This window comes from Tunturiibacter gelidiferens, from assembly GCF_051013345.1.
GTDB classification, from domain to species: Bacteria; Acidobacteriota; Terriglobia; order Terriglobales; family Acidobacteriaceae; genus Edaphobacter; species Edaphobacter gelidiferens_A.
In genome coordinates, this window is record NZ_CP132939.1 from 746,687 (window position 1) to 768,231 (window position 21,545).

General features: G+C 58.5%; 23 protein-coding genes and 2 pseudogenes. 14 read left to right on the forward strand and 11 right to left on the reverse strand.

Annotation, left to right across the window (positions count from 1 at the left end; translation table 11 throughout):
- Nucleotides 1-201 precede the first annotated feature (201 nt).
- Nucleotides 202-423: a hypothetical protein gene (locus RBB80_RS03515; RefSeq protein WP_433966932.1), complete on the forward strand. Its 222-nt coding sequence runs from the start codon at nucleotides 202-204 to the stop codon at nucleotides 421-423.
- A gap of 291 nt (nucleotides 424-714) precedes the next feature.
- Complete coding sequence (locus tag RBB80_RS03520) at nucleotides 715-1,152, forward strand: hypothetical protein (protein WP_433966933.1); 438 nt, start codon at nucleotides 715-717, stop codon at nucleotides 1,150-1,152.
- Between the two features lie 157 nt (nucleotides 1,153-1,309).
- On the opposite strand, the gene aspS is transcribed toward RBB80_RS03520, so the two are convergent.
- Genes aspS through RBB80_RS03535 form a run of 3 tightly spaced genes read right to left on the reverse strand, consistent with a single transcriptional unit; the run spans nucleotide 1,310 to nucleotide 5,102 of the window.
- Nucleotides 1,310-3,196, reverse strand: coding sequence for an aspartate--tRNA ligase (gene aspS, locus RBB80_RS03525; RefSeq protein ID WP_433966934.1), 1,887 nt, complete (start codon nucleotides 3,194-3,196; stop codon nucleotides 1,310-1,312).
- 60 nt (nucleotides 3,197-3,256) lie between these two features.
- Nucleotides 3,257-4,549 (reverse strand): histidine--tRNA ligase, encoded by a 1,293-nt coding sequence (gene hisS / locus RBB80_RS03530; protein ID WP_433966935.1) that lies wholly within the window; start codon nucleotides 4,547-4,549, stop codon nucleotides 3,257-3,259.
- 31 nt (nucleotides 4,550-4,580) lie between these two features.
- Nucleotides 4,581-5,102: a gamma carbonic anhydrase family protein gene (locus RBB80_RS03535; RefSeq protein ID WP_433966936.1), complete on the reverse strand. Its 522-nt coding sequence runs from the start codon at nucleotides 5,100-5,102 to the stop codon at nucleotides 4,581-4,583.
- 151 nt (nucleotides 5,103-5,253) lie between these two features.
- On the opposite strand from RBB80_RS03535, the gene rpsU reads away from it, so the two are divergent.
- The 4 genes from rpsU (at nucleotide 5,254) to RBB80_RS03555 (ending at nucleotide 7,120) form a co-directional block, all read left to right on the forward strand.
- Nucleotides 5,254-5,451 (forward strand): 30S ribosomal protein S21, encoded by a 198-nt coding sequence (rpsU, locus tag RBB80_RS03540; protein WP_014267628.1) that lies wholly within the window; start codon nucleotides 5,254-5,256, stop codon nucleotides 5,449-5,451.
- Between the two features lie 280 nt (nucleotides 5,452-5,731).
- Nucleotides 5,732-6,145, forward strand: a complete 414-nt coding sequence (locus RBB80_RS03545) for a zinc-ribbon domain containing protein (RefSeq protein ID WP_433966937.1) — start codon at nucleotides 5,732-5,734, stop codon at nucleotides 6,143-6,145.
- 52 nt (nucleotides 6,146-6,197) lie between these two features.
- Entirely contained in the window at nucleotides 6,198-6,845 is a 648-nt protein-coding gene (locus RBB80_RS03550) for an MBL fold metallo-hydrolase (protein WP_433966938.1), read from the forward strand.
- A complete protein-coding gene (locus RBB80_RS03555; protein ID WP_433966939.1) occupies nucleotides 6,845-7,120 on the forward strand; it encodes a hypothetical protein in 276 nt (91 codons plus the stop codon). The genes RBB80_RS03550 and RBB80_RS03555 overlap by 1 nt, the downstream gene beginning before the upstream one ends.
- Before the next feature lie 86 nt (nucleotides 7,121-7,206).
- Here RBB80_RS03555 and rpmA read toward each other — a convergent pair whose 3' ends face one another.
- Nucleotides 7,207-7,482, reverse strand: coding sequence for a 50S ribosomal protein L27 (gene rpmA / locus RBB80_RS03560; RefSeq protein ID WP_433966940.1), 276 nt, complete (start codon nucleotides 7,480-7,482; stop codon nucleotides 7,207-7,209).
- Between the two features lie 84 nt (nucleotides 7,483-7,566).
- On the reverse strand, nucleotides 7,567-7,893 hold the full coding sequence (rplU, locus tag RBB80_RS03565) for a 50S ribosomal protein L21 (RefSeq protein ID WP_433969468.1): 327 nt from the start codon (nucleotides 7,891-7,893) through the stop codon (nucleotides 7,567-7,569).
- Between the two features lie 900 nt (nucleotides 7,894-8,793).
- Between rplU and RBB80_RS03570 the strand changes: the two genes are divergently transcribed.
- The 3 genes from RBB80_RS03570 to RBB80_RS03580 are packed head-to-tail and all read left to right on the forward strand — an operon-like array spanning nucleotide 8,794 to nucleotide 10,125.
- Nucleotides 8,794-9,402: an SDR family NAD(P)-dependent oxidoreductase gene (locus RBB80_RS03570; protein ID WP_433966941.1), complete on the forward strand. Its 609-nt coding sequence runs from the start codon at nucleotides 8,794-8,796 to the stop codon at nucleotides 9,400-9,402.
- A gap of 5 nt (nucleotides 9,403-9,407) precedes the next feature.
- A complete protein-coding gene (locus RBB80_RS03575) occupies nucleotides 9,408-9,563 on the forward strand; it encodes an SDR family oxidoreductase (protein WP_433966942.1) in 156 nt (51 codons plus the stop codon).
- A 58-nt stretch (nucleotides 9,564-9,621) separates the two neighbouring features.
- Nucleotides 9,622-10,125, forward strand: coding sequence for a DinB family protein (locus tag RBB80_RS03580; protein ID WP_433966943.1), 504 nt, complete (start codon nucleotides 9,622-9,624; stop codon nucleotides 10,123-10,125).
- Nucleotides 10,126-10,181: 56 nt separating this feature from the next.
- Here RBB80_RS03580 and RBB80_RS03585 read toward each other — a convergent pair whose 3' ends face one another.
- Nucleotides 10,182-10,676, reverse strand: coding sequence for a gluconate 2-dehydrogenase subunit 3 family protein (locus RBB80_RS03585; protein WP_433966944.1), 495 nt, complete (start codon nucleotides 10,674-10,676; stop codon nucleotides 10,182-10,184).
- Between the two features lie 329 nt (nucleotides 10,677-11,005).
- On the opposite strand from RBB80_RS03585, the pseudogene RBB80_RS03590 reads away from it, so the two are divergent.
- From RBB80_RS03590 to RBB80_RS03610, 5 genes and pseudogenes are all read left to right on the forward strand, one after another.
- Nucleotides 11,006-11,303, forward strand: a pseudogene (locus RBB80_RS03590) (dUTP diphosphatase).
- 56 nt (nucleotides 11,304-11,359) lie between these two features.
- Nucleotides 11,360-12,256 carry a DUF5996 family protein gene (locus tag RBB80_RS03595; RefSeq protein ID WP_433966945.1) on the forward strand — a complete coding sequence of 299 codons (897 nt, stop codon included), beginning with the start codon at nucleotides 11,360-11,362 and terminating at the stop codon, nucleotides 12,254-12,256.
- Nucleotides 12,257-12,300: 44 nt separating this feature from the next.
- A pseudogene (purL, locus tag RBB80_RS03600) lies at nucleotides 12,301-14,817 on the forward strand (phosphoribosylformylglycinamidine synthase subunit PurL).
- A gap of 82 nt (nucleotides 14,818-14,899) precedes the next feature.
- Nucleotides 14,900-16,366 (forward strand): amidophosphoribosyltransferase, encoded by a 1,467-nt coding sequence (gene purF, locus RBB80_RS03605; RefSeq protein WP_433966946.1) that lies wholly within the window; start codon nucleotides 14,900-14,902, stop codon nucleotides 16,364-16,366.
- 205 nt (nucleotides 16,367-16,571) lie between these two features.
- Nucleotides 16,572-16,985, forward strand: a complete 414-nt coding sequence (locus RBB80_RS03610; RefSeq protein ID WP_433966947.1) for a MerC domain-containing protein — start codon at nucleotides 16,572-16,574, stop codon at nucleotides 16,983-16,985.
- 16 nt (nucleotides 16,986-17,001) lie between these two features.
- Here RBB80_RS03610 and RBB80_RS03615 read toward each other — a convergent pair whose 3' ends face one another.
- From RBB80_RS03615 to purD, 5 genes are all read right to left on the reverse strand, one after another.
- Nucleotides 17,002-17,871, reverse strand: coding sequence for a TIM barrel protein (locus tag RBB80_RS03615; RefSeq protein WP_433966948.1), 870 nt, complete (start codon nucleotides 17,869-17,871; stop codon nucleotides 17,002-17,004).
- 37 nt (nucleotides 17,872-17,908) lie between these two features.
- Nucleotides 17,909-18,100 carry a hypothetical protein gene (locus RBB80_RS03620; protein WP_433966949.1) on the reverse strand — a complete coding sequence of 64 codons (192 nt, stop codon included), beginning with the start codon at nucleotides 18,098-18,100 and terminating at the stop codon, nucleotides 17,909-17,911.
- A 115-nt stretch (nucleotides 18,101-18,215) separates the two neighbouring features.
- A complete protein-coding gene (locus RBB80_RS03625) occupies nucleotides 18,216-18,710 on the reverse strand; it encodes a DinB family protein (RefSeq protein ID WP_433966950.1) in 495 nt (164 codons plus the stop codon).
- Between the two features lie 149 nt (nucleotides 18,711-18,859).
- On the reverse strand, nucleotides 18,860-19,810 hold the full coding sequence (locus tag RBB80_RS03630) for an aldo/keto reductase (protein ID WP_433966951.1): 951 nt from the start codon (nucleotides 19,808-19,810) through the stop codon (nucleotides 18,860-18,862).
- A gap of 382 nt (nucleotides 19,811-20,192) precedes the next feature.
- A complete protein-coding gene (gene purD / locus RBB80_RS03635; protein ID WP_433966952.1) occupies nucleotides 20,193-21,479 on the reverse strand; it encodes a phosphoribosylamine--glycine ligase in 1,287 nt (428 codons plus the stop codon).
- Nucleotides 21,480-21,545: the final 66 nt, after the last annotated feature.

A 21,545-nucleotide genomic window follows, 5' to 3' on the forward strand; every position in this document is an offset into this window, starting at 1 on the left:
TCCGCTCTGGCTACACCCCACAAACGAATTCCAAAAAATCTCATCTCCAAACGGAATGAACCAATGCCGTTGCCAGTTTTTCTGGTCGCCGCAAATCCGGTCAGGCAGGAAGTGTTAATGCGAGTACCCATCGCTCCTCGTTGTCTATGGAACCTTGCCTTCACGCAGGGTGTCTAACGGACAAGAGGATGGGAACCAGCCATGAACACCAGAAATCCTTCCGATGCACAGTTGGCTGTTTCCTTAGCCCGCCTATGGCCCAACAGGGAGCATGAAGCCAGCGCCCCAGCCGGCCTGCTCTGCCGTGCAAAGATTCACCACTGGCGACGGCTGGATCTAGCCGACCACGCCCCAAACAGAGACGTTCGCTTCTGCTTTTGGTGTTCAAAGGTCAAGATCGACGGTATCGTCTACGCCCCTTAGCCGATTCAAAAGACGTCAAAAAAACCTGTCAAGTCCAGAATCCCCGCAACTGCCTCTCCCATAACCACTTACCGGTTGCGCACTAGTTACACCCAATCCGGTATTCTTTAAATGGACAAAGAGAAGGAGGAGCCCCCGGCTACAATCCGGGGCTTTCCCCTTTAGAAACAAATATTTACCTGTAAACCCCATGGTTGCAAATATTTAGCGAAACCAATTTCGCTATCTCCTTGCAACCATTCAACTTTTAACCACCCACCCCCAGGGGAGGGGTACCCAAGGAGCCAGACCATGCACGAGCTTCCAATCTGCCGCCACATCAAGACCAACGGCCTCCAGTGCCGCGCAGTCGCCCTGACCGGCTTACCCTTCTGTTACTTCCACACGCGCCTTCACGCTCGCCAGACCAGCTACCGTCCCAATGAGACCACCCGGCCATACTTCAACGCTGGCCGCGACCTCGAGCTCTGCGCCATCGAAGACCGTGAGTCGGTCCAGTTCGCCCTCTCGGTCGTCATCAACGCACTCGCCGCCAACCGCATCGACCCCAAACGCGCCGCAACACCACTCTACGGCCTTCAGCTGGCCTCAAGCAACGCCGCCCGGCTCAACATGGCACCCGACACACCCGACGTCGTGCGCTCCGTAGAATCCACTCCCGACGGACTCGACCTGGCCGAACTCGGCTCCGTGATCGAAATATACGATCGCTTCGAAAAGGAGCAATAAAGAGCGCCCTGCGCGGGCGGCGGCCACTTCGTGGCGTGTATACCGGCTTCGCCCGGCGCTCCCGATGGTCGCGAACGAACCTTGATTCCGACCATCGGGAGGACCACCCGAAGGGGTATACAAGTCACGAAGTGACCGCCCCACGCGCAGTGGGCAGTTAGCTTCTAACCGAAGTCTTCAAATGCAGCTCCCGCATCTGCTGATCGCTCACCGGCGTAGGCGCATCGACCATCAAATCGATCGCCTTCGCCGTCTTCGGAAACGCAATCACCTCACGGAGGCTAGTCGCACCAGCAAGTATCATCACAATCCTATCCAGTCCCAACGCAATGCCGCCATGCGGAGGCGTGCCATACTCCAGCGCATCCAGGAAGAAGCCAAACCGCTCCTTCGCCTCAGCATCCGACATGCCCAGCGACCGGAAGATCTCCGCCTGCACATCCTGCCGGTGAATACGAATCGAGCCCGAACCAAGCTCCGTTCCATTCAGCACGATGTCATAAGCAAGCGCCCTAACCGCGCCTTTATCGTTGGTCAGCTTGCCCGCCTTGATGTCCTCTTCATGCGGCGAGGTAAACGGATGATGCGCCGCATTCCAAACCTTGGTCTCCTCATCCCACTCGTACATCGGGAAGTCGGTGACCCAGAGAAACTTGAAGTCAGCCTCGGTACCAGTCTTCTCGAACAGCTTGTGCTTGTCCGCGAACTTCGCAGCCAGCTGCAACCGCAACGCACCAACCCGCTTATAGATCCACTGCGGATCATGGTTCCACTTAGCCGGAGTACCAATCTTGGGAGTAACAACGATGATCAGATCCTCAGCGACACTCGAAGCAGCAGAAAGCTCGGGTGCCCCATCCTTCGCAGTCTCACCGCGAAGGGTGGGATCCACAGACTTCAACTTACCCTCAATCGCCAAAGCCAGCGGAGCAAACGCCTCGTTCGTCTTCAACCGGGCCACATCCAGAAAGTCGAGGCCGCAGTCGCCAAACGTAGCCCGAATCTCCTCCACCAGAGCACGCTTCTGCGTCCCGCTCAGCGTCCCCGCCTTGGGAATCACGAACCCAAGTACAGGAAGCTCCTTCTCAATCTTCAAAGTCTCACGCAGCTCAGGAGTCAATTCATCAGTCAGCGAAACCATCGCCGGCAGCCGCATATCCGGTTTGTCGATCCCGTAGTTCCTGATCGCATCGTCATAAGTCATCTGCACGAAAGGAGCCGTCAATGAGATCGAAGCCGTCTTGAACGCGGCAGTCAAAAAACCCTCGACCACGCGAAACACCTTCTCCTGCTGGGGAAAGCTCATCTCAAGGTCGATCTGGGTAAACTCCGGCTGCCGGTCCGCACGAAGGTCCTCATCGCGGAAGCAACGAGCAATCTGAAAGTACTTATCGAACCCCGAGATCATCAGGATCTGCTTGAAGATCTGCGGCGACTGCGGCAGCGCATAGAAGCTACCAGCATTAACCCTGCTGGGAACAAGGTAATCACGCGCTCCTTCAGGCGTAGACCGCGTCATGAAAGGAGTCTCAATCTCAAGAAAGCCCTGCTCGACAAGATAGTTTCGAATCGCCATCGCAACCCTGCTGCGCAGCGCGAAGTTATACTGCATCTCCGTGCGCCGCAGATCGAGATAGCGATACTTCAACCGGACTTCTTCGTTCGCAATCGCATCTTCCGCCGGAGAGAACGGAGGAGTCTTCGCCTCGTTCAGCAGCAGCAACTCGCTCGCAACCACCTCGATCGCGCCAGTAGGCATATTGGGGTTCTCAAGGCCCGCACCGCGCCGCCGAACCTTACCCTTCACCGCAACCACATACTCCGACCGAGCAGCCTCAGCCTTCGCGTGTGCCTCATCGGACACCTCTTTATCGAGCACGACCTGCGTAATCCCACTCCGGTCCCGCACATCCAGAAAGATGAGATTGCCATGATCCCGCCGCCGATTCACCCAGCCCATCAACACCACCGGCTGCCCATCCTGCTCTACCCGAAGCTCGCCACACATATGGGTCCGCTGCAAACTACCTAAAAAATCCAACATGATCTCATTCACTTTCAAAATCGAAGTCGCTCGCGAGGAGCTAATCAGGGAGCAGATTCACTAAGCACGCAGAAAACCCGCAAGTTCAGCCCGAGGAACCTTCGTCTGCTCTCCCGCACTAAAGTCTTTAACCGTCAGAATACCCGATGAAACCTCATCTTCGCCGACAATCACCATTCTCCGAGCGAGCTTATCGGCAGCATCGAAGGACTTCTTCAGCCGGAAACTTCCATCTCCAACCTCAACCGAAAGTCCCGCTCGACGAAGCTCCTGCGCAAGCGCAAGAGCAGCAGCATTCCGCTCAACTCCCATCGGAGCAATGAACGCATCAAGCTTCCGTTCCTTCGCCGCAGCTTCCTGAGCCTGAAGCGTGAGGATCAACCGATCTTCCCCAATCGCAAACCCGATTCCAGGAGCCTTCGGACCACCAAGCAACTCCGACAATCCGTCGTATCTTCCACCACCAAGCAGAGCGTTCTGCGTTCCCAAACCGCTCCCATCAGGCACCGTGAACTCGAACGTCGTCCGCGTGTAGTAGTCCAAACCACGCACCAACCGCGGATTCACTGTATAAGCAACGCCACAAGCATCAAGCGCCGCGAGCACCTGCGCAAAGTGTTCCTTGCTCTCCTCATCCAGGAAGTCGGCGATCTTCGGCAGACCATCGATGATCTCCTGATCACCAGCATCCTTCGAGTCCAGCACACGCAGCGGATTCGTCTCGGCTCTGCGCTGATTGTCCGCACTCATCTTGTCCTTCACTGGAGCCAAAGCCCCACGCAGCGCCGCAATGTACTTCGGCCGATCGGTCGACGATCCAACCGAGTTCAGCTCAAGCTTCCATCCCTTCACACCAAGCTCGTTCAGGAACGTAGCAAGCATCTCCAGAACCTCAGCATCACGCAGCGCACTATCAGCTCCTGACCAAGCTGGTCCAAGCACCTCAGCCCCAATCTGCCAGAACTGCCGATATCTTCCGCGCTGCGGCCGCTCGCGCCGAAACTGCGGTCCGATGTAGAAGAGCTTCTGCAGCATCCCCGTATCTGCAAGCTTATGCTCGATGTAAGCACGCACAACCCCAGCCGTGTTCTCAGGCCTCAGCGTCAGGCTCTGTGCACTATCGCTATCAGCACGCGTGCGATCTTGCCACGTGTACATCTCCTTGGAGACGATATCGGTCTCCTCGCCCACACCACGCGCGAACAGCACCGTATCCTCAAAGATCGGTGTGCGAATCTCCCCAAACCCGTAGCGTGCAAAGACGGCTCTCGCCGTAGCCTCCACATAGTTCCAAAGCGCCGTCTCGGGAGGCAACAAGTCCCGAGTCCCGCGTACTGCCTTCAAAGTAGCCATCACCACCAGTGTAGCGAAAGCGGCATCGGATTTAGGTCGCAGCCGCTTCCGCCAGGTAGATCGCCGTGTAATCCAGATAGTTCTGCGCGTACTTGAGGATCAGGGTCCGGTCCGCATCGCCCAGCGTTCTCCGCACCTTGCCCGGAACCCCGGCAACCAGCGAGTTGGGTGGAATCACCGTATGCTCTGGAATCACCGCACCAGCCGCGATGATAGATCCTTCCCCGATCCTGGCGTTGTTCAGGACGGTCGCACCAATGCCAATCAGGACCATATCCTCCAACACACACCCGTGGACGGTGGCATTGTGTCCGATCGTCACCAGTTCCCCTACGATCACCGGGTAGAGATCGCGCATGCCATGCAAGACAGCGCAGTCCTGTACGTTGCTTTTGGCACCGATGCGGATGGAATTTACGTCGCCCCGAATGACCGCGTTCATCCAGACGCTGGCTTGCTCACCGAGGATGACGTCACCGATGACCTGAGCTGACAGGTCGACGTAGCAACTCGACGGAATGACGGGTTCTGCTCCCTGATAGGTGCGGATCATGCAGAAATCTTACCCTGTAAGTGCAAAACTTTTCGTCCTTATGACAGGACGGTACTCGTCGTCTAATTACCAACGATTTGTGTGCTTTTCGCGCTAAAGGCGAGTATTCTAGTACATATCCCCATTGGGAGTGGTTGGAGGTGTATTTTTCTTGGCAGAGGTTCGAGTACAAGAAGGCGAACCCCTTGAGAATGCCCTGCGGCGCTTTAAGCGCAAGGTGCAGACAGAAGACATTATCAAGGAAGTCAAGCGTCACTCTTTTTATCTGAAACCAGGTGAGAAGAAGCGTGTGAAAGAAGCGCTTGCACGCAAGCGTAATCGTAAGAAGGTCCGTAAGGAGCAGGATTAGTCCGCTCCCAAACCACGATCTGCCGCCTCTTCCTCTACACCGAGTTTGAAGAGGCGGCGGTCTAAACCGCTAGAGATGGACTCCCGCCATATTTCTAGCCCCGGCAGACAGAACCTCGGGTTCACCGTGACCGGCAAATCGAAGTAATTCCACGAACGCGCAGTTCCGGGCCCGCTTTAAATCTAAAAGTAATGGTCATCAGTAAAGGTAAACCCCTTGCGGTGTTGCCACGATCAGGCCCCTCGGGTGTTCTTCCTTTCCGTAGGACGGGAGAAGCGGCATGGAATTTCTGGATCGTCTACTAACCTGTGCAGATTGCGGCGGCGAGTTCATCTTCACCGCCGGGGAACAACTTTTCTTCTTCGACAAACAATTTAAGAACGACCCAAAACGCTGTAAGCCTTGCAAGTCCAAACGGTCAGGGGTGGGGCTGAAGGCTGGCACGGGGCCGGCGGCGGCGGGCTTGTCGCGAACCGAGACGCGTACCGAGTGTTCGGAGTGCGGCATAGAAACTACTGTGCCGTTCAAGCCGACACAGGGGCGCCCGGTGCTTTGCAGGCAGTGCTTCCAGAGCAAGCGTGCTCCTACGTCGGGGGCACTGGTGACTGCGGCCGCGACGGCTGGCATGGTTGCTGGTGCCGCTGGAGAGCACGTTGCTGCCAGCGTTGAACTGCTGGCAGCTTCGCGGGTCTGAACTGCTGCTTCTTGCCTATCTCCCTCACAGTAGGATGTGAGTGAGGGGCTTTATGGGCGTTGATGACGGGGGCGGGCACGAAGCGGCCGCTGAGCTGGTTCGGGCGCGGACTCAGGTTGGGGACTTCGAGCTTACGGTTTGTACGGATGGGACATACAAGCTCGATGGCGGTGCTATGTTCGGTGTGGTACCGAAGCGGTTGTGGGAGAAGCGAGCCCCGGCGGATGAGCAGAACCGTATTCTGCTGGGGCTGAATACCGTGGTCGTGCGAACCGGCAGACACACGGTATTGATCGAGACCGGAGTCGGCAACAAGCAGTCGGCGAAGATGCTGGAGATTCAGTGTAACCAGGAGCTTCTGCCGCATTCCCTTGCTGCGGCGGGTGTGAAGGTTGAAGAGGTGGATGTGGTGGTGAATACTCACCTTCACTTCGACCACTGCGGGTGGAACACTACGCTGCATCCGGATGGCTCGGTAACTCCCACGTTTCCGAACGCGCGGTACTTTGCGCATCGCGGCGAGGTGGAACACGGTCATTTGCAGTTGGATCGGGATCGGGTGAGTTATCTGTCGCCGAACTATGACCCGCTGGTGGAATCAGGGCGGATGACTCTGCTGGATGATGCTGGAATCAGGGCGAATCCGGAGATCTGTCCTGGCGTTAGCGTGGAGGTTTTCCTGGTCATACGGCGCAGCTGATGGCGGTCCACATCGAGTCGAAGGGGCAACATGCCTGCTATGTCTCGGATTTAATTCCTACGAGTTCCCATCTGGATCCAACGTGGGTGATGGGGTATGACCTGGACCCGGCGGAGACGATTGCACAGCGGAAGCGGTTCTACTCGCGGGCGATTCCGGAGAATTGGCTGGTGCTGTTCACGCACGACCATGAGACGCCGATGGGGCGGATTGGACTGAATGAGAAGAACAAACCTGTTCTGCATGGGAAAGAACGGTTTGGCGCGCCCGAATAAAAAACCCTGCGAGCGCAGGGTTTTTTGATGCAGACTTGTGGTGACTTTTACGTTACTTACGGGCAGCTGCACGTTACTCTTGGCAGCTAGACCGGAACGGAAGTAAGCTCGGCCGGATCGACGTTGACGAAGCGACCGTGCTGGCCCTTGTTCTGGAAGCGAACGATGCCGTCGACTTTAGCGAAGAGGGTGTCATCTTTGCCGCGACCGACGTTGGCGCCGGGCTTGAGCGGGGTGCCACGCTGACGGACGATGATGCCGCCTCCGAGGATCGTCTGACCACCGAATACCTTGACTCCGAGCCGCTGGGCGTTTGAGTCGCGACCGTTTTTAGAAGAACCTAAACCTTTTTTATGTGCCATTCGATTGCCTCTTTCGCGCTGCCCTCTGGGCCTTTGCGCTCACTGAATCTTGAATTCCAAAACTAAACTTGGGGAAGCCTTGTCTTACGCTTCCTTGAAGCTCTTGCCATTGACGAGGATCTCGTTGATCTTGACCTCGACGAAGTTCTGACGGTGGCCCTGCATCTTCTTGTACTGCTTCTTGCGCTTGAGCTTGAAGACGAGGATCTTGTCGCCGCGGCCTTCGCCTACGACGGAGGCCAGGACCTTGGCGCCGGTGAGGTCGGACTCGAACTTGCCTGTTTCACCGCTGACGGCGAGGATGTCGGAGAACTCGATGTTGCCGTTCTCGTGGGCGGTGGTTTCAATCTTCAACTTCTCGCCAGGGGAGACCAGATACTGTTTGCCGCCGGTGCGGATGACTGCGTACATGACTAGAACCTCAAGCGGTCGCGTAATGCTGACCGCTTTCTTCAAAATAGATTGTGCTGCATGGGCGCATACAGGAGCACTACAGTAAGCCAACCGGTCAAGCCATCGCAGTCTGTATCAGTGACCGCCGGGCCTAAGCCTGTCGTCCCTGCAACCCTTGAGATGAAGACACAGGGGTTGCAGCGCCAAACTTAATGAGTGTATCGCGTTCCGGGAGGGGGTCAATGTCGTTCGCAACGGATCCATGCACCCCCGGGGGGTACCCCAGGCTAAGTTGCTTTGTTTCAGCGAGATCCAAAAATGACTTCCTCTAAAATATTGCACACAAAGGGGTTAGAGGTAAAAATTTGATATCAAACGAGTTAGCGCTTATCGGAGTTGGATTGCGTTTACGAGAACACTTTTTCATCTCTACATTTCCATTTTACCTTGCGGGATGAAACTAATACGCAACGCGAAAAGCCGCGACTGGAGCGGGTTTTGTTGTGTCTGGGGGTTGACACGGTTTTTTGGGGCGCGGAAGACGAGTTTTCTCCACTGCGTGGCTGACGGTGGGGCCCTGAGCCGGCTCCCGGTCGAGAGAACTTTTGTCGGGCGATCAAGATGAAAGGCAACCGCAGATTCCTCCGCTGCGGTGCGAAATGACATGAAAAAAATAACAGCAGATGCAACGACAAAAAGACAAACGCAAATACAGGGATCCTTCGACTGCGTTGCTCACAAAATGCCGGAGCAACTTCGCTCAGGATGACCTGACTTTTAATTGGCGGAGAAAAAGCGGAGAGAAATTGGCGGAGAGAAAGAAGAAATGGCAACGTAACGTGCGATTGACATTGCGGTGGCGATGGCAATGGCGTGATTGGCTCGCTGGTGGATGGTCGGTGCAGTAATCTCGGGGGTATGAAGATTGCGATTGTTACGGGGGCGGCACAGGGGATTGGGCGTCAGACGGCGGAGGTTCTGGCTGCGGCTGGGTATGGGTTGCTGTTGATGGATCTGCACGCTTGTGTGGCCACGATGGATGCGGTGAAGAGGGCGGGGGTCGAGGTCGAAGAGGTGCTGGGGGATGTCTCGGAGCAAGCGGTGGTGCAACGGGCGGTGGAGGCGGTGCGCTCGCGGTGGGGTCGGGTGGATGTGCTGGTGAATAATGCGGGCATCAGCTTTATTGCTCCGGCTGAGACGGTGGAAGGCAAAGCGTTTCTGCGGGTGCTGGAGGTGAACCTGCTGGCTCCGTTTCTGCTGGCGAAGGCGTTTGGCGCGATGATGCTGGAACAGAAGAGCGGGAGCATTGTGAATGTGGCTTCGATTGCCGGACTGGTTGGGATTGCGGACCGATCGGCGTATAACGCCTCGAAGCATGGGCTGATCGGGCTGACGCGGACGTTGGCGGCGGAGTGGGGTGGGCGTGGCGTGCGATGTAATGCGGTGTGTCCGGGATGGGTGAAGACAGAGATGGATGTGGCGGATCAGGCGGGTGGGGGTATAACGATGCGGACATTGAAGGCGTGAATCCGATGGGACGGTTTGCGTCGCCAGAGGATATTGCGCAGGCGATTTTGTTTCTGGCGGAGCCGGAGCGGAGTGGTTTTGTGAACGGGCAGGCGCTGGCGGTGGACGGTGGGTGGACCACGGATGGGAGTTGGCAGAGTCTAAGGATGCGGAAGCGGTAGAGCTGTCGATAAACAGGGACTTGTCAAAAAATCTCAACGTCGCAGAGGAGGAAGTGCAATGGAGTTCAAGCGGTATTTTCTGGAGCAGTTGGAGAGCGAAGCAGAGGCGTCACGGAAGGCCCTTGAGCGGGTGCCTGAGGGGCAGAATTCGTGGAAGCCGCATGAGAAGTCGATGGAGCTGGGTAAGCTGGCTGCGCTGGTGGCGACCATGCCGGGTTGGGTGGCGCTGATGATCGATCACGACGAACTGGATTTGAATGGGAATGGAAAGAAATTTCAGACAAAGGCGGTTGAGACGCGGGCTGAGCTGGCTGCGCTGCTCGAGGAGGGCCTAAAGGCTTCGCGGAAGTCGCTGGAGAACACTACCGAAGAGCATCTGATGAAGACCTGGAAGTTGAAGATGGGGGATCAGGTGCTCTCGGAGGGGCCCAGGTATGTCACGATTTCGAACGGCGCGCTGAGCCATCTGGCACACCATCGTGGGCAGCTCACGGTTTATCTGCGATTGAATGATGCGAAGGTGCCGGCGATCTATGGGCCGAGTGCGGATGAGTTTAACTAGGTGACGAGTTGACCGGGTGTCGGGAGCAGATAGTGGGTGAACCCTGCTATCTGCTGTCAGGCGGCGAGGGCGAGGGTGTGGGTTTGGAGGTCTTCGAGCCAACAGGCCAGGTCTAGTTTGCGGCTGGTGAGGTCGCGGGAGGCGACGAGGCTGAGGATGGCGTCCTGCAGGTCGGTGTGGAGCTCGGTGAAGGAGTAGCCGGTGCGGGTGCGGGTGATGGTTTCGAGCTCGTCGAGGCCGAGGCGGTAGTCGAAGGTGACGGGGGGCAGGGGCGCGTCGGGTTCGAAGCGGCTGATGCTGGTGACCATGCTGGCGTCGATGCGGGAGGCGGTGTATTGGGAGAAGGGGTGCGAGAGAAGCAGGGTGATTGCCTGGAGCGTGGCGAACTGGGTGGGGTTGAGGTTCTGGGGGATGTAAAGGGTTCCGCTGTCGATGAGGCGCTTCAACCAGATGGTGGGCGAAGGGGCCGTTATTCGGCGTGAAGGGGCTACAGTCACCTGCTCGGTGTTGATGGCCACGATACGGCTCTCCTGTTGTTTTGGGCTCTGCATATCAAGACGTCCCTCGCTAGTGATTTGACTCTGGGAAAGCGAGGAAAAGCCGAAAAATGAGCGCGAGGTTCTCCCCCAAAGGTGGGATACAAAACTGTTGGATGCTATGTGGGATGTGGATAAGTCGGGCGTAATTGCGGCTCGGGTGAGAATAGGAATTTGGAAGACTTTTTGGAGGCTGGATGGGATTGGATGATGTGGTGCGGATTCGGGTGGTGAAGTTGCAGCCGGAGGCTCAGTTGCCGCGGTATGCGCATACGGGAAAGTTTGGAGACCTGGCGGCGGATCTTTATGCGATGGCTGGGGCGACGCTGGAGGCTGGGGCGACGATGGCGGTGGCTACGGGAGTGGGCATGGAGTTTCCTTCGACGCATGGGGCGCTGGTGGAGGACCGGTCGGGGTTGGCGGTGCGCGGGGTGACGACGCTGGCGGGGGTGATCGATCCGGGGTATAGGGGAGATCAGGGTCGTGATGACGAATTTGAGCGGGGCGGCGGTGGAGATCAAGGCCGGGGACCGGATTGCGCAGCTGCGGATTGTGCGGAGGATTGAGGCGGTGTTTGAAGAGGTGGGTGAGCTGGTGGAGGCTCCGCGGGGCGTACGGGGGTTTGGGAGCACCGGGAGCTAGGTTTGCGGCTGCGGCGTATGCTTTCGGCTACTGGTTTGTGAGTCTGCGGGAGGGTTATGAGTGGAGCTTCGCAGTGGCCTGAGTTGGCGTGGGGCGATTGGGCGGCGACGGCCGATACGCTGCATATGTGGACGCAGATTGTTGGGAAGACGCGGCTGGCGTTTACTCCGCTGCAGAACCATTGGTGGAATGTGCCGCTGTATGTGACCGCGCGGGGGCTGGGGACCTCGGCGATGAACTATGGGGACGATGTTCTGGATGTTGAGTTTGATTTTGTGGCGCATGAGCTGCATCTGCGGATGGGGTCGGGTGCGTCTCAGGCAATGAAGTTGAAGGCGCGGACGGTGGCGGATTTTTATAAGGAGTATCTGGGGTGCCTGGAGGCGCTTGGGGTTTTGGTGAAGATCAATCCGATGCCGGTGGAGGTGGCGCATCCGGTGCGGTTCGATATCGATACGGAGCATAAGTCGTACGACCCGGAGTATGTGCATCGATTCTGGCAGGTGCTGGTGCATACGGAGAAGGTGTTTCGCGCGTGGGGGACCGGGTTTCTGGGGAAGGTGAGCCCGGTGCATTTTTTCTGGGGGAGCTTTGATCTGGCGGTGACGCGGTTCTCGGGGCGGGTTGCGCCGCCTCGACCGGGTGCGGACATGATTCAGCGGGAAGCCTATTCGCATGAGGTGATCTCGGCTGGGTTCTGGCCGGGCAACGGTGGGTATGGTGCGGCGGCGTTTTACTGCTATGCGGCTCCGGTGCCGGCGGGGTTGTCGGAGGCTACGATTCGGCCCGATGCGGCGGGATGGGATAAGACTTTGGGGGAGTTTGTGTTCAAGTACGATGCGGTGCGGGCGCTGGCGGCTCCGGAAGCAGCGGTGAGGGAGTTTCTGGAGAGTGCTTATGGCGCGGCAGCGGATGTGGCGAAGTGGGATCGGGCGGCGCTGGAGCGGAGGTAAGGTGCGGCAGGCGGGTTAGCGTGCGACAATCTTAATAGCGAGCCATGCCAAATCTGCAAGCCCAGCAAGCCAAAGCCCCCTCCCCAGCTACGATTACTCCGGAGCTGCTCAAGCAGCACAGTATCACTCCGGAAGAGTACACGCGCATCGAAGCAGCGCTTGGACGCACCCTCCCTGACTGAGTTAGGGATTTTTTCTGTGATGTGGTCGGAGCATTGCTCTTATAAGTCTTCACGCGTTCATTTGAAGCGGCTGCCTACGAAGGGCGAGCGCAAGACCGGGCCGGGCAGCGTGGTGCAGGGGCCAGGGGAGAACGCCGGGATCATCGATGTAGGGGATGGGTGGGCTTGTGCGTTCAAGATCGAGAGCCATAATCATCCGAGCTACATTGAGCCTTATCAGGGTGCGGCTACGGGTGTGGGTGGGATTCTAAGAGACATCTTCACAATGAATGCACGACCGCTGGCGGTGATGGATTCGCTGCGGTTTGGGCCTCTGGATGAGGCTGAGGCGGATGAGTCGCTGCGGAGGAGGAATCACCAGATCGCGACCGGCGTGGTGCATGGTGTGGCTGGGTATGGGAACTGTTTTGGCGTTCCGAATGTCGGTGGGGAGACTCGGTTTGAGGCTTGTTATTCGGGCAATCCTCTGCTGAATGCATTTGCGCTGGGACTGGTGCGCAGCGATGAGATTTTTATGCGAAGGCTACGGGCGTTGGAAATCCTGTGATCTATGTTGGCGCGAAGACGGGCCGCGATGGAATTCATGGAGCCACGATGGCTTCGGAGGAGTTCACCGAGGGCTCGGAACAGAAGCGGCCTAATGTGCAGATGGGCGATCCGTTTCTGGAGAAGCTGCTGCTGGAGGCTTGCCTGGAGGCGATGGCTACCGGCGCGGTGCTTGGGATTCAGGATATGGGCGCGGCGGGTTTGACTTGCTCGACGTGTGAGATGGGCGCGAGAGGCGATCTTGGATTGACGGTGGAGCTGGATCTGGTGCCGCAGCGCGAGACGAAGATGTCGAGCTACGAGATTATGTTGAGCGAGAGCCAGGAGCGGATGCTGCTGGTGGCCGATAAGCCGCGGGCACAGGAGGTTTTGGATGTGTTCGCGAAGTGGGGGCTGGATGCTTCGATCGTCGGAGTGGTGACGGAGAAGCCGAATATGGTGATCACGCAGCATGGGGAACTGGTGGCGGATATTCCGAATCGCTCGCTGACCGACGATGCTCCGCTGTATCACCGGCCGGTGGGGGTTTGGAAGGCTCCGGTGCCGCTCGATCCTCCGGCGCATGTGCTGGACGAGTTGAAGAAGCCACGAGACTACACGGCGGATTTGAAGAAGCTGCTGGCTAGCGCGAATATCTGCGATAAGCGCTGGGTGTATGAGCAGTATGACTCGATGGTGCAGACCAATACGGTGCAGGGGCCCGGTGGCGAGGCCGGCGTGATCCGGATCAAGGGAACGGGTAAGAGCCTGGGTGCGGCTCGCCATGAGGGTTTGCTTGGCAAACTGGCTGACCTGGTGGCTTCCTCAACCCCGAAGGGCGAGGCGACACTTGCGACCGATAATCTTGACGCCACGAATCCCGTGGTTTCGCCGGATGGCTCGCATGAGTTTACTGAGACGGCGAAGGGCGATCGCGGATTGGCGATGGCGCTTGCGGGCAATGGGCGATGGACTTATCTCGATCCGAAGCTGGGTGCGATGCATGCGGTGGCTGAGGCTGCGCGGAAGGTCGCTTGTACGGGTGCGATGCCTGTGTCGGCTACGAACTGTTTGAACTTTGGGAACCCTGAAAAGCCGGAGATTATGGCGCAGCTTTCGCAGGCGATCGATGGGATTGCGGAGGCTTGTATAGCGCTTGGTACTCCGGTTACGGGCGGAAATGTTTCGCTTTATAACGAGACGAAGGGCGAGGGGATTTATCCGACGCCAGTGCTGGGGATCGTTGGAATTATTGATGACGTGACGAAGGCTGTGCCTTCCGCGTTTCGCAAGGCAGGCGATGTGGTTCTGTTCGTCTCGGCGTTTCAGGGCGAGGGACGGAATATCGAACGGGAGTTTGGTTCGACCGAGTACGCGAAGACGGTGATGGGCGAGCTTTGGGGCGCGCCACCGTTGCTGGATCTGACGGAAGAGGCCGCGTTGCATAAAGCACTTGCTGCACTTTCTGAGAAGGGTTTGGTGGCTTCGGCTACGGATATCTCAGACGGCGGTTCGTTGGTAGCGTTCGCGAAGGCGTGCTTTCCTCGCGAGTTGGGCATGCGCACGTCGATGAATGTATCGGAGACGGAGGCATTCGCGTTGAAGGAGCGGTTCTTCAGCGAGATTGGCTCTTCGGTGATTGTTTCTGCCGACGCGAAACAGGTGGAAGCGATCCGGACGTTGCTTGCCGAGCATCCTAAGGTGTGGATGGCTCCGTTGGGCGAGGTGACCGCGGGTAACTTCGAAGTTGTGATCAACGGGAAGAAAGTTATTGATGAGCCGGTCTCGGCGTTGAAGGGATCATGGACGGGCGCGCTGGAAGAGCAGTTGGCCGCAGAGGTGGTGACGGCATGAGCGATCTTCCTGAAAAGGCTATGGGAGTGCAGAACAAAATGCGGGGTCTCTCCGCTCCGCTACCGCTCCGGTCGAGATGACGATGTCTGATGTTGATGAAGAAGACGGGACGCCGTTCGATAAGCTTCGCGAAGAGTGCGGGGTAATGGCGATTTATAACCATCCTGATGCGGCGCGGATGACTTACTGGGGGCTCTATTCGCTGCAGCATCGCGGCCAGGAGTCGGCCGGGATTGCCAGCGCGGACGGGTATCAGGTTAATGACATCAAAGGTATGGGGTTGGTGTCGGAGATCTTTACCGATGACGTGCTGGGGAGGCTGCCGGGGCATATTGCGATTGGGCATACGCGCTACTCGACTACAGGCGACTCGGCACTGCTGAATGCGCAGCCGATTTCGGTGGAGAGCACGAAGGGGCTGATTGCGATTGCGCACAATGGCAACCTGATCAACCTGGGGACGGCGAAGGAGAGGCTGGAGCGCGATGGAGCGATCTTCCAGACGACGTCGGACTCCGAGATCATCATTCAGTTGATTGCGCATTCGACGAAGAACACTTTGATTGATTGCATGGCTGAGGCGCTGATGCAGGTGGAGGGCGCGTTCTCGATTGTGATGATGACGCGGAACCGCATCTTCGCGGCGAGGGATCCGCATGGGTTTCGTCCGCTGGCAATGGGGCGGATTGAGGGTAAGGACGGCGCGCCGGATACGTTCGTTTTCGCTAGTGAGACGTGTGCGTTCGACCTGCTGCATGCGAAGTACGAGCGCGACGTGAAGCCGGGCGAGCTGGTGATGGTGTCGGAAGATGGCGTGACGAGCCGCTACTTCAACACGACGACTGAGCAGGCGAGCTGTGTGTTTGAACACGTTTATTTTGCGCGGCCTGATTCGAAGATCTATGGGCGATGGGTGCAGCAGTCGCGCGAGGAGATGGGTCGGCAGCTGTCGCGGGAGTCGGGTGTGCCGGCAGATCTGGTGGTGCCGGTGCCGGACTCGGGCGTGACGGCGGCGATTGGATATGCGGCGGAGTCAGGGATTCCATTTAATTTTGGGCTGATTCGAAACCACTATGTGGGGCGGACGTTTATTCAGCCGGAACAGAGGGTGCGAGACTTCGGCGTGAGGATGAAGCTGAACCCTATGCGGAATTTGCTGGAAGGCAAGCGCGTGATTCTGATCGATGACTCGATCATTCGCGGGACGACCTCGCGGAAGATTGTAAGGATGGTGCGGGCCGCCGGGGCGACCGAGGTGCATCTGAGGATCTCTTGTCCGCCGACGATCTCGCCTTGTTTTTATGGGGTGGATACGCCGAGTAAGAAAGATTTAATTGCGGCGAATAAGTCGGTTGCGGAGATCTGTGAGTTCGTCGAGGCCGATTCACTGGCGTACCTGAGCCTGGTGGGGCTGACGCATGCGTGCACGAAGGGAGAGCCGGCGCATGGGCTGTCGCCGGGGAGCTTCTGCACGGCTTGTTATACGGGGGACTATCCGACGCAGTGGGTGGATGTGTCGGAGATTCTGCCTGCGGTGACGACGGCGTAAGGCTGCCAAAGCCCGCTGCGCGCGGGGCGGTCACTTCGTGACTTGTATACCCCTTCGGTTGGCGCTCCCGTTGGTCGCGGGGGAGATCTCTGCCACCGACCATCGGGTCCTCTATTGATATTATAATATCAATAGCGTTTATGATTGCGATTTGTGTCGCCGATCTATCTGCCTCTGAAAGGGCTCCAAAGTTATGAATGCTTCGTTGCGTGTTTCAATTTTTTCTGCGGACAATCTTGGCGTGTGGGCTTCTGTTCTCTGCGTGGTGCATTGTGTTGTGACACCGGTTGTTATCTCGATGTCGGTGGTGATGGCTCGATTGATTCCGGGGGAGGAGAGGACGCATCGTGCGCTGGCGGTGGGGGTGGCCGCGCTGGGCGCGATGGCGCTGGTGAAGGGATTCCGAACGCATGGGCGCAGACGCATTCTCGGATTGATGGTGCTTGGGCTGGGGTTTATCTTCGCCGGGGCGTTCTTTGGGGAGCGGCTGCCTTCCCACGGATATGAAGTCGCGGTGACGATGACGGGGAGCGCGCTGATGATCTGCGCTCACCGGATGAATCACACCTTCTGCAGAGAGTGCAAGCGGTGTACGCACTCGGATGCGGGAGTCTGTTGATGCCTATTGAACTGCGTTACGCCTTGATGGTCTGGAGGTAGGCGTAGTTTTCTTTGAGGCTGTCGAGGATGGGGAGCGCTGTGTCGTCCTGGTCGACGTAGGCGTAGCGGATGCCCTGCTTGTGGGCCTGGGCGAAGATGGCGGGCCAGTTGAGCGTTCCCTTGCCCATCTCGGTAATGTGTTTTGCGGTGGGGCCCATGACGAAGCCGGTGGGGGCGTTGGCGATGCGGTCCTTGAGGTGGAGGAGAGAGACGCGGTTGGCGTAACGGGTGAGCATGGTGAGGGGATCCTGGCCGGCCTGGGCGAGCCAGTACATGTCGAGCTCGAGCTTCACGAAGGCTGGGTCGGTGTGCTTCATGAGTTCGTCGAAGCCGGTGGTGGTTCCCTGCGGGGCGAACTCGTAGCAGTGGTTGTGAAAGACAAATTGCATGCCGGCCTGGTGGACACTGTGGCCCCAGGTGTTGAAGTCGTCGGCGGCTTTGTGGAAGTTGTCGAGGGTCCACTGGCCCGGGTGTTCGGGTGGGATCATGGGGCAGACCATGTACTCGAGGCCTAGCTGGTGGGCGTATTCGATTTTGGTGGGGACGCTGGCGTAGTCGAAGTGGGCGGAGACGAGGCCGAGGCCGGAGTCGGCGACGATGCGGCGGAGCTCGGGCGCGGGGTGGGTGTAGACGATGGGGAAGAGCTCGATCTGGGTGTAGCCGATCTGGCGGATGGCGTGGAGGATGCCTGGGAGATCCTGCGGGGCCTCTTTGCGGACCATGTAGAGCTGGACGCCGTAGACGAAGGGAGCGTCGGCGGCGAAGGCGGAGGGAAGACGGCCGAGGGTGCAGCCGGCGGCGGTGGCGAGGGCGGAGAGGCGGAGGAAGTCGCGGCGGGTGGGCATGGTGGATGCTCCTGGAGTTCTTCGAGCTGGTGGGATGCTAGCTTTCTGCTTGGCCCAGGCCGAGGGTTTTGTTGTAGAAGGTGGCTGAGGATCCGGGATCGGCGGTGTACATGCGTATGAAGGCGATGCCGGTGATGGCGGGGCGCTCTTGTGCGAGGGAGAGACTGGAGAGGCAGAGTAGGTGGCCAGGTACTAGGGAGAGGGGTAGACGAGGCCTTGCTCTGCGCATGGGAGCCACTTTAGTTGGTGGTCCGACCTTTTGTCAAAAGATGCGGCTTGATGTTCTTCGTTTGCAGTGTGGAGGATCTTCGAGCTGGCTTTGTGTGTGGGCTTTGTTGGCGGGATCAGATGTGTTCCATATCCATGAAGAGATAGTCCATGAGCCAGCCAGGTTGGACGCCATGTTGACGAACGAGGGTGGAGAGCTGGGCGTAGTGGCGAATTCCGTGGAGAAGGAGGTGAAAGAGGATGGTCTTACGAGCAGAGCGAGCCGAGCCCCTGGTGCGGGTGGTGAACTCGATGGTCTCGTTCCAATCGACTTCAGAGTCGAGCAGTTTTTGGAGGAGAGCGATGGCGCGGTCGTGGGTGGCGTAGATGGCTTCGACGGAGTCGTAGGGGATATTAGCGTAGTCGGTCACGGGCTGGTCGGCGAGGCGTTCGGCGTAACGGAGCTCCACGGCTACGATGTGCTGGAGGAGTTGGGCCACGGTCTGGACTCCCGTTATGTCGCAAGGGAGGGTGAAGAGTTCGGGATTATGGGTGAGGAGGTCGCGCCATCCGGTGGAGGTTTTTTCGAGCCAGGCGATGAGGTCGCGCGCGGTGAGAGCGGGTTCGGTCATGGTCTTCTCCCTTCTCTTTTGTTCCCTTCTCTTTTTGTTATAGACGCAATAAGGGATGTTCGAGAATTGCGCGGTGTCGAACTGGTCGCGAAAGGGCTGCAGCATGGGAGCCGGTGTAGAGGCTGCAGCCGGTTTCGCGGGGTTTCGGTTTATGGATGTGCGGCGAGGAAGGCGTTGATCTCCGCGTATTCGGCTTCGGTGAGGCGGAAGGTGACGGCTGGGATGACGCCTTCGACCTGTTTGGCGTTGCGGCCTCCGACGATGGCTGCGGTGATGGCAGGGTTGTGGAGCGTCCAGGCAATGGCTACGACGCCGGCAGTTACGTTGTGACGTGTGCCGACGGTTTTGAGGAAGTCGGCGATGGCGAGGTTGCGGGAGAGGAGCGGCTCCTGGTAGTTCTTGGCGTTGCGGCGGAAGTCATCCGTCGGGAAAGACGCTACGCGCTCCTTGGTCATAGCTCCGGTGAGGAGGCCGGAGTGCATGGGGGCGTAGTTGATGGTGGCGATGTTGTGTTTGTGGGTGAAGGGGAGGATCTCGGCTTCAATGGCGCGGTTGAGCATGGAGTAAGGTGGCTGGTTGGAGGTGATGGGGGCGATTTTGAGGGCGCGCTCCATCTGCGTGACGCTGAAGTTGGAGACGCCGATCCAGCGAACTTTGCCCTCGCGCTGGAGGTCAGCCATTACAGTCCAGCCTGCTTCGATGTCCTCGTCGGGCTTGGGCCAGTGGACTTGATAGAGGTCGATGGCTTCGACCTGGAGGCGGCGAAGGCTGTCTTCGACTTCGCGGCGGATTTGCTTGAGGTTGTTGGTGATCTCGCCCTTGTCGTCCCAAACCATGGAGCATTTGGTGAAGAGGTAGGGTTTTTGCGAGGCGGATTTGACGGCTTTGCCGACGATCTCTTCCGAGTGGCCGAGGCCGTAGACGGCGGCGGTGTCAATCCAGTTGATGCCGAAGTCGAGTGCTTTGTGGATGGCGGTGATGGAGTCGTTGTCGTCCTGGGGACCCCAGGAGAAGGCCCAGTCGCCGCCGCCGATGGCCCATGCGCCGAAGCCGATGGGGGAGAGAAGGAGATCAGAGTTGCCTAGTTGTTTCTTGTCCATTTTTATTGGACGCTTGAGGGTTGCGGAGGGTTCAGCAGGGGCGAATGCCTGGTAAGTTTTGGTGGAAAAGCAGATTCCTCCCCGTTCGGCACGCTCAGGGTGCGGAATGACAATAAATTGAGTGGCTGCGCAAACTCTCTGAGAGATGACGATTTGCTCTAGTCGGCGAGGTGATGACGACTTTGCCGTAGCCTGGTTTCTGCCGAATGTTCCTCGCTTAGGCTGCGGATCGCCGTGCTAGTACGGGCGAAATGCGGGGGTCTCTCCACTACGCGACAGACGGTGAGACTGTCTGTCGCTTCGGTCGAGATGACGATGGTTTTGTTTTGGATGGAGTGACGGGTCGAAATGACGATGTTTTATTTCGGATGGTGGAGCATTCTTAGCGTAAGGCGCGATGGCCGATGTCGCGGCGGAACTGCATGCCTTCGAAGGAGATCTTCGCGAGTTGGGCGTAGGCCTTGTCGAGCGCGGTTTGCAGATCGGGCGCGGCGGCGGAGATGGCGAGGACTCGGCCCCCGGCAGTGATGGCCTTTCCGTCTTTGAGGCCTGTGCCGGAGTGAAAGATGACTACGTCTTCGGCTTCGTCTCTTGCGTCGCTGATCGGGTTATCAGGCAGTCCGGAGATGGGTTTGCCTGAGGCGTACTTGCCGGGGTAGCCGCCGCTGGCCGCGATGACGCAGACGCTGGCCCCGGGGCGCATGTTGATGGTGAGTTGATTGGCGGTGCCGTCGATAGAGGCGTTGAAGAGGTCGACGATGTCGGTCTCGAGGCGGAGGAGGATAGCTTCGGTCTCGGGATCGCCGAAGCGGGTGTTGAACTCGAGGACCATGGGACCGCGCGGGGTCATCATGATGCCGCAGAAGAGGATGCCTTTGAAGGGTTCGCCTTCAGAGTGCATGCCGTCGACGACCTTTTGCGCGACGTTGTGGAGGAGCCACTGGCGCATGGCCGGCGTGGCGATGCCGTCAGTGGAGTAGGCGCCCATGCCGCCGGTGTTGGGGCCGGTGTCGCCTTCGCCGATGCGCTTGTGGTCCTGCGCGGAGGCAATTTCGATGGCGTGAGTGCCGTCGCAGAGGGCGAAGAAAGAGAGCTCTTCGCCGGTGAGGAACTCCTCGAGGACGACTGCCTCCTCCGTTGTGCCGAGGAGGGAGCCGCTGAACATCTCCGCAGCCGCGGTTTCGGCCTGGAGGTGGGTCTCGCAGATGACGACGCCTTTGCCGGCGGCGAGGCCTGAGGCTTTGACCACGATGGGGACGGCGAAACGGGGGAGCTCTTCGCGAACCTGCGCGAGGGTGGTGCAGATGCCGTACTCCGCGGTGGGAATGGCGTGGCGCTGCATGAACTCCTTGGCGAAGGCTTTGCTGGTCTCGAGCTGGGCTGCTGCCTGGGTGGGGCCGAAGACGCGATGCCCGCGCTTGGTGAGCTCGTCGACGATGCCGACGGAGAGAGGGAGTTCGGGACCAATGACGGTGAGCGCGGGCTGCTCGATGGCGACGATGTTGACGAGCTCGTGGAGGTTGCCGGGGTTGCAGGGGATGCAACGGGCGAGTGCGGCGATGCCGGCGTTGCCGGGAGCGCAGAGGATCTCGGTGACCTGAGACGATTTTTGGAGAGCCCAGACGATAGCGTGCTCGCGACCACCGCCGCCGATTACCAGAACCTTCATTCGTTGACCTTCATTTGCTGATGAGCTCCTGTGGAATGCAAATTCGCTTCTCAACTTCGAGGCTAG

Bases quoted from the DNA above. Each gene is read 5' to 3' on its own strand.
- rplU (WP_433969468.1), bottom strand. From the start codon at position 7,893: ATGTACGCAGTCATCCGCACCGGCGGCAAACAGTATCTGGTCTCCCCT.
- RBB80_RS03545 (WP_433966937.1), top strand. From the start codon at position 5,732: ATGGAATTTCTGGATCGTCTACTAACCTGTGCAGATTGCGGCGGCGAG.
- RBB80_RS03555 (WP_433966939.1), top strand. From the start codon at position 6,845: ATGGCGGTCCACATCGAGTCGAAGGGGCAACATGCCTGCTATGTCTCG.
- RBB80_RS03515 (WP_433966932.1), top strand. From the start codon at position 202: ATGAACACCAGAAATCCTTCCGATGCACAGTTGGCTGTTTCCTTAGCC.
- purF (WP_433966946.1), top strand. From the start codon at position 14,900: ATGTCTGATGTTGATGAAGAAGACGGGACGCCGTTCGATAAGCTTCGC.
- hisS (WP_433966935.1), bottom strand. From the start codon at position 4,549: ATGGCTACTTTGAAGGCAGTACGCGGGACTCGGGACTTGTTGCCTCCC.
- RBB80_RS03615 (WP_433966948.1), bottom strand. From the start codon at position 17,871: ATGCCCACCCGCCGCGACTTCCTCCGCCTCTCCGCCCTCGCCACCGCC.
- RBB80_RS03570 (WP_433966941.1), top strand. From the start codon at position 8,794: ATGAAGATTGCGATTGTTACGGGGGCGGCACAGGGGATTGGGCGTCAG.
- RBB80_RS03575 (WP_433966942.1), top strand. From the start codon at position 9,408: ATGGGACGGTTTGCGTCGCCAGAGGATATTGCGCAGGCGATTTTGTTT.
- RBB80_RS03630 (WP_433966951.1), bottom strand. From the start codon at position 19,810: ATGGACAAGAAACAACTAGGCAACTCTGATCTCCTTCTCTCCCCCATC.
- aspS (WP_433966934.1), bottom strand. From the start codon at position 3,196: ATGTTGGATTTTTTAGGTAGTTTGCAGCGGACCCATATGTGTGGCGAG.
- purD (WP_433966952.1), bottom strand. From the start codon at position 21,479: ATGAAGGTTCTGGTAATCGGCGGCGGTGGTCGCGAGCACGCTATCGTC.
- RBB80_RS03580 (WP_433966943.1), top strand. From the start codon at position 9,622: ATGGAGTTCAAGCGGTATTTTCTGGAGCAGTTGGAGAGCGAAGCAGAG.
- RBB80_RS03585 (WP_433966944.1), bottom strand. From the start codon at position 10,676: ATGCAGAGCCCAAAACAACAGGAGAGCCGTATCGTGGCCATCAACACC.
- RBB80_RS03550 (WP_433966938.1), top strand. From the start codon at position 6,198: ATGGGCGTTGATGACGGGGGCGGGCACGAAGCGGCCGCTGAGCTGGTT.
- RBB80_RS03520 (WP_433966933.1), top strand. From the start codon at position 715: ATGCACGAGCTTCCAATCTGCCGCCACATCAAGACCAACGGCCTCCAG.
- RBB80_RS03535 (WP_433966936.1), bottom strand. From the start codon at position 5,102: ATGATCCGCACCTATCAGGGAGCAGAACCCGTCATTCCGTCGAGTTGC.
- RBB80_RS03595 (WP_433966945.1), top strand. From the start codon at position 11,360: ATGAGTGGAGCTTCGCAGTGGCCTGAGTTGGCGTGGGGCGATTGGGCG.
- RBB80_RS03625 (WP_433966950.1), bottom strand. From the start codon at position 18,710: ATGACCGAACCCGCTCTCACCGCGCGCGACCTCATCGCCTGGCTCGAA.
- rpmA (WP_433966940.1), bottom strand. From the start codon at position 7,482: ATGGCACATAAAAAAGGTTTAGGTTCTTCTAAAAACGGTCGCGACTCA.
- RBB80_RS03620 (WP_433966949.1), bottom strand. From the start codon at position 18,100: ATGCGCAGAGCAAGGCCTCGTCTACCCCTCTCCCTAGTACCTGGCCAC.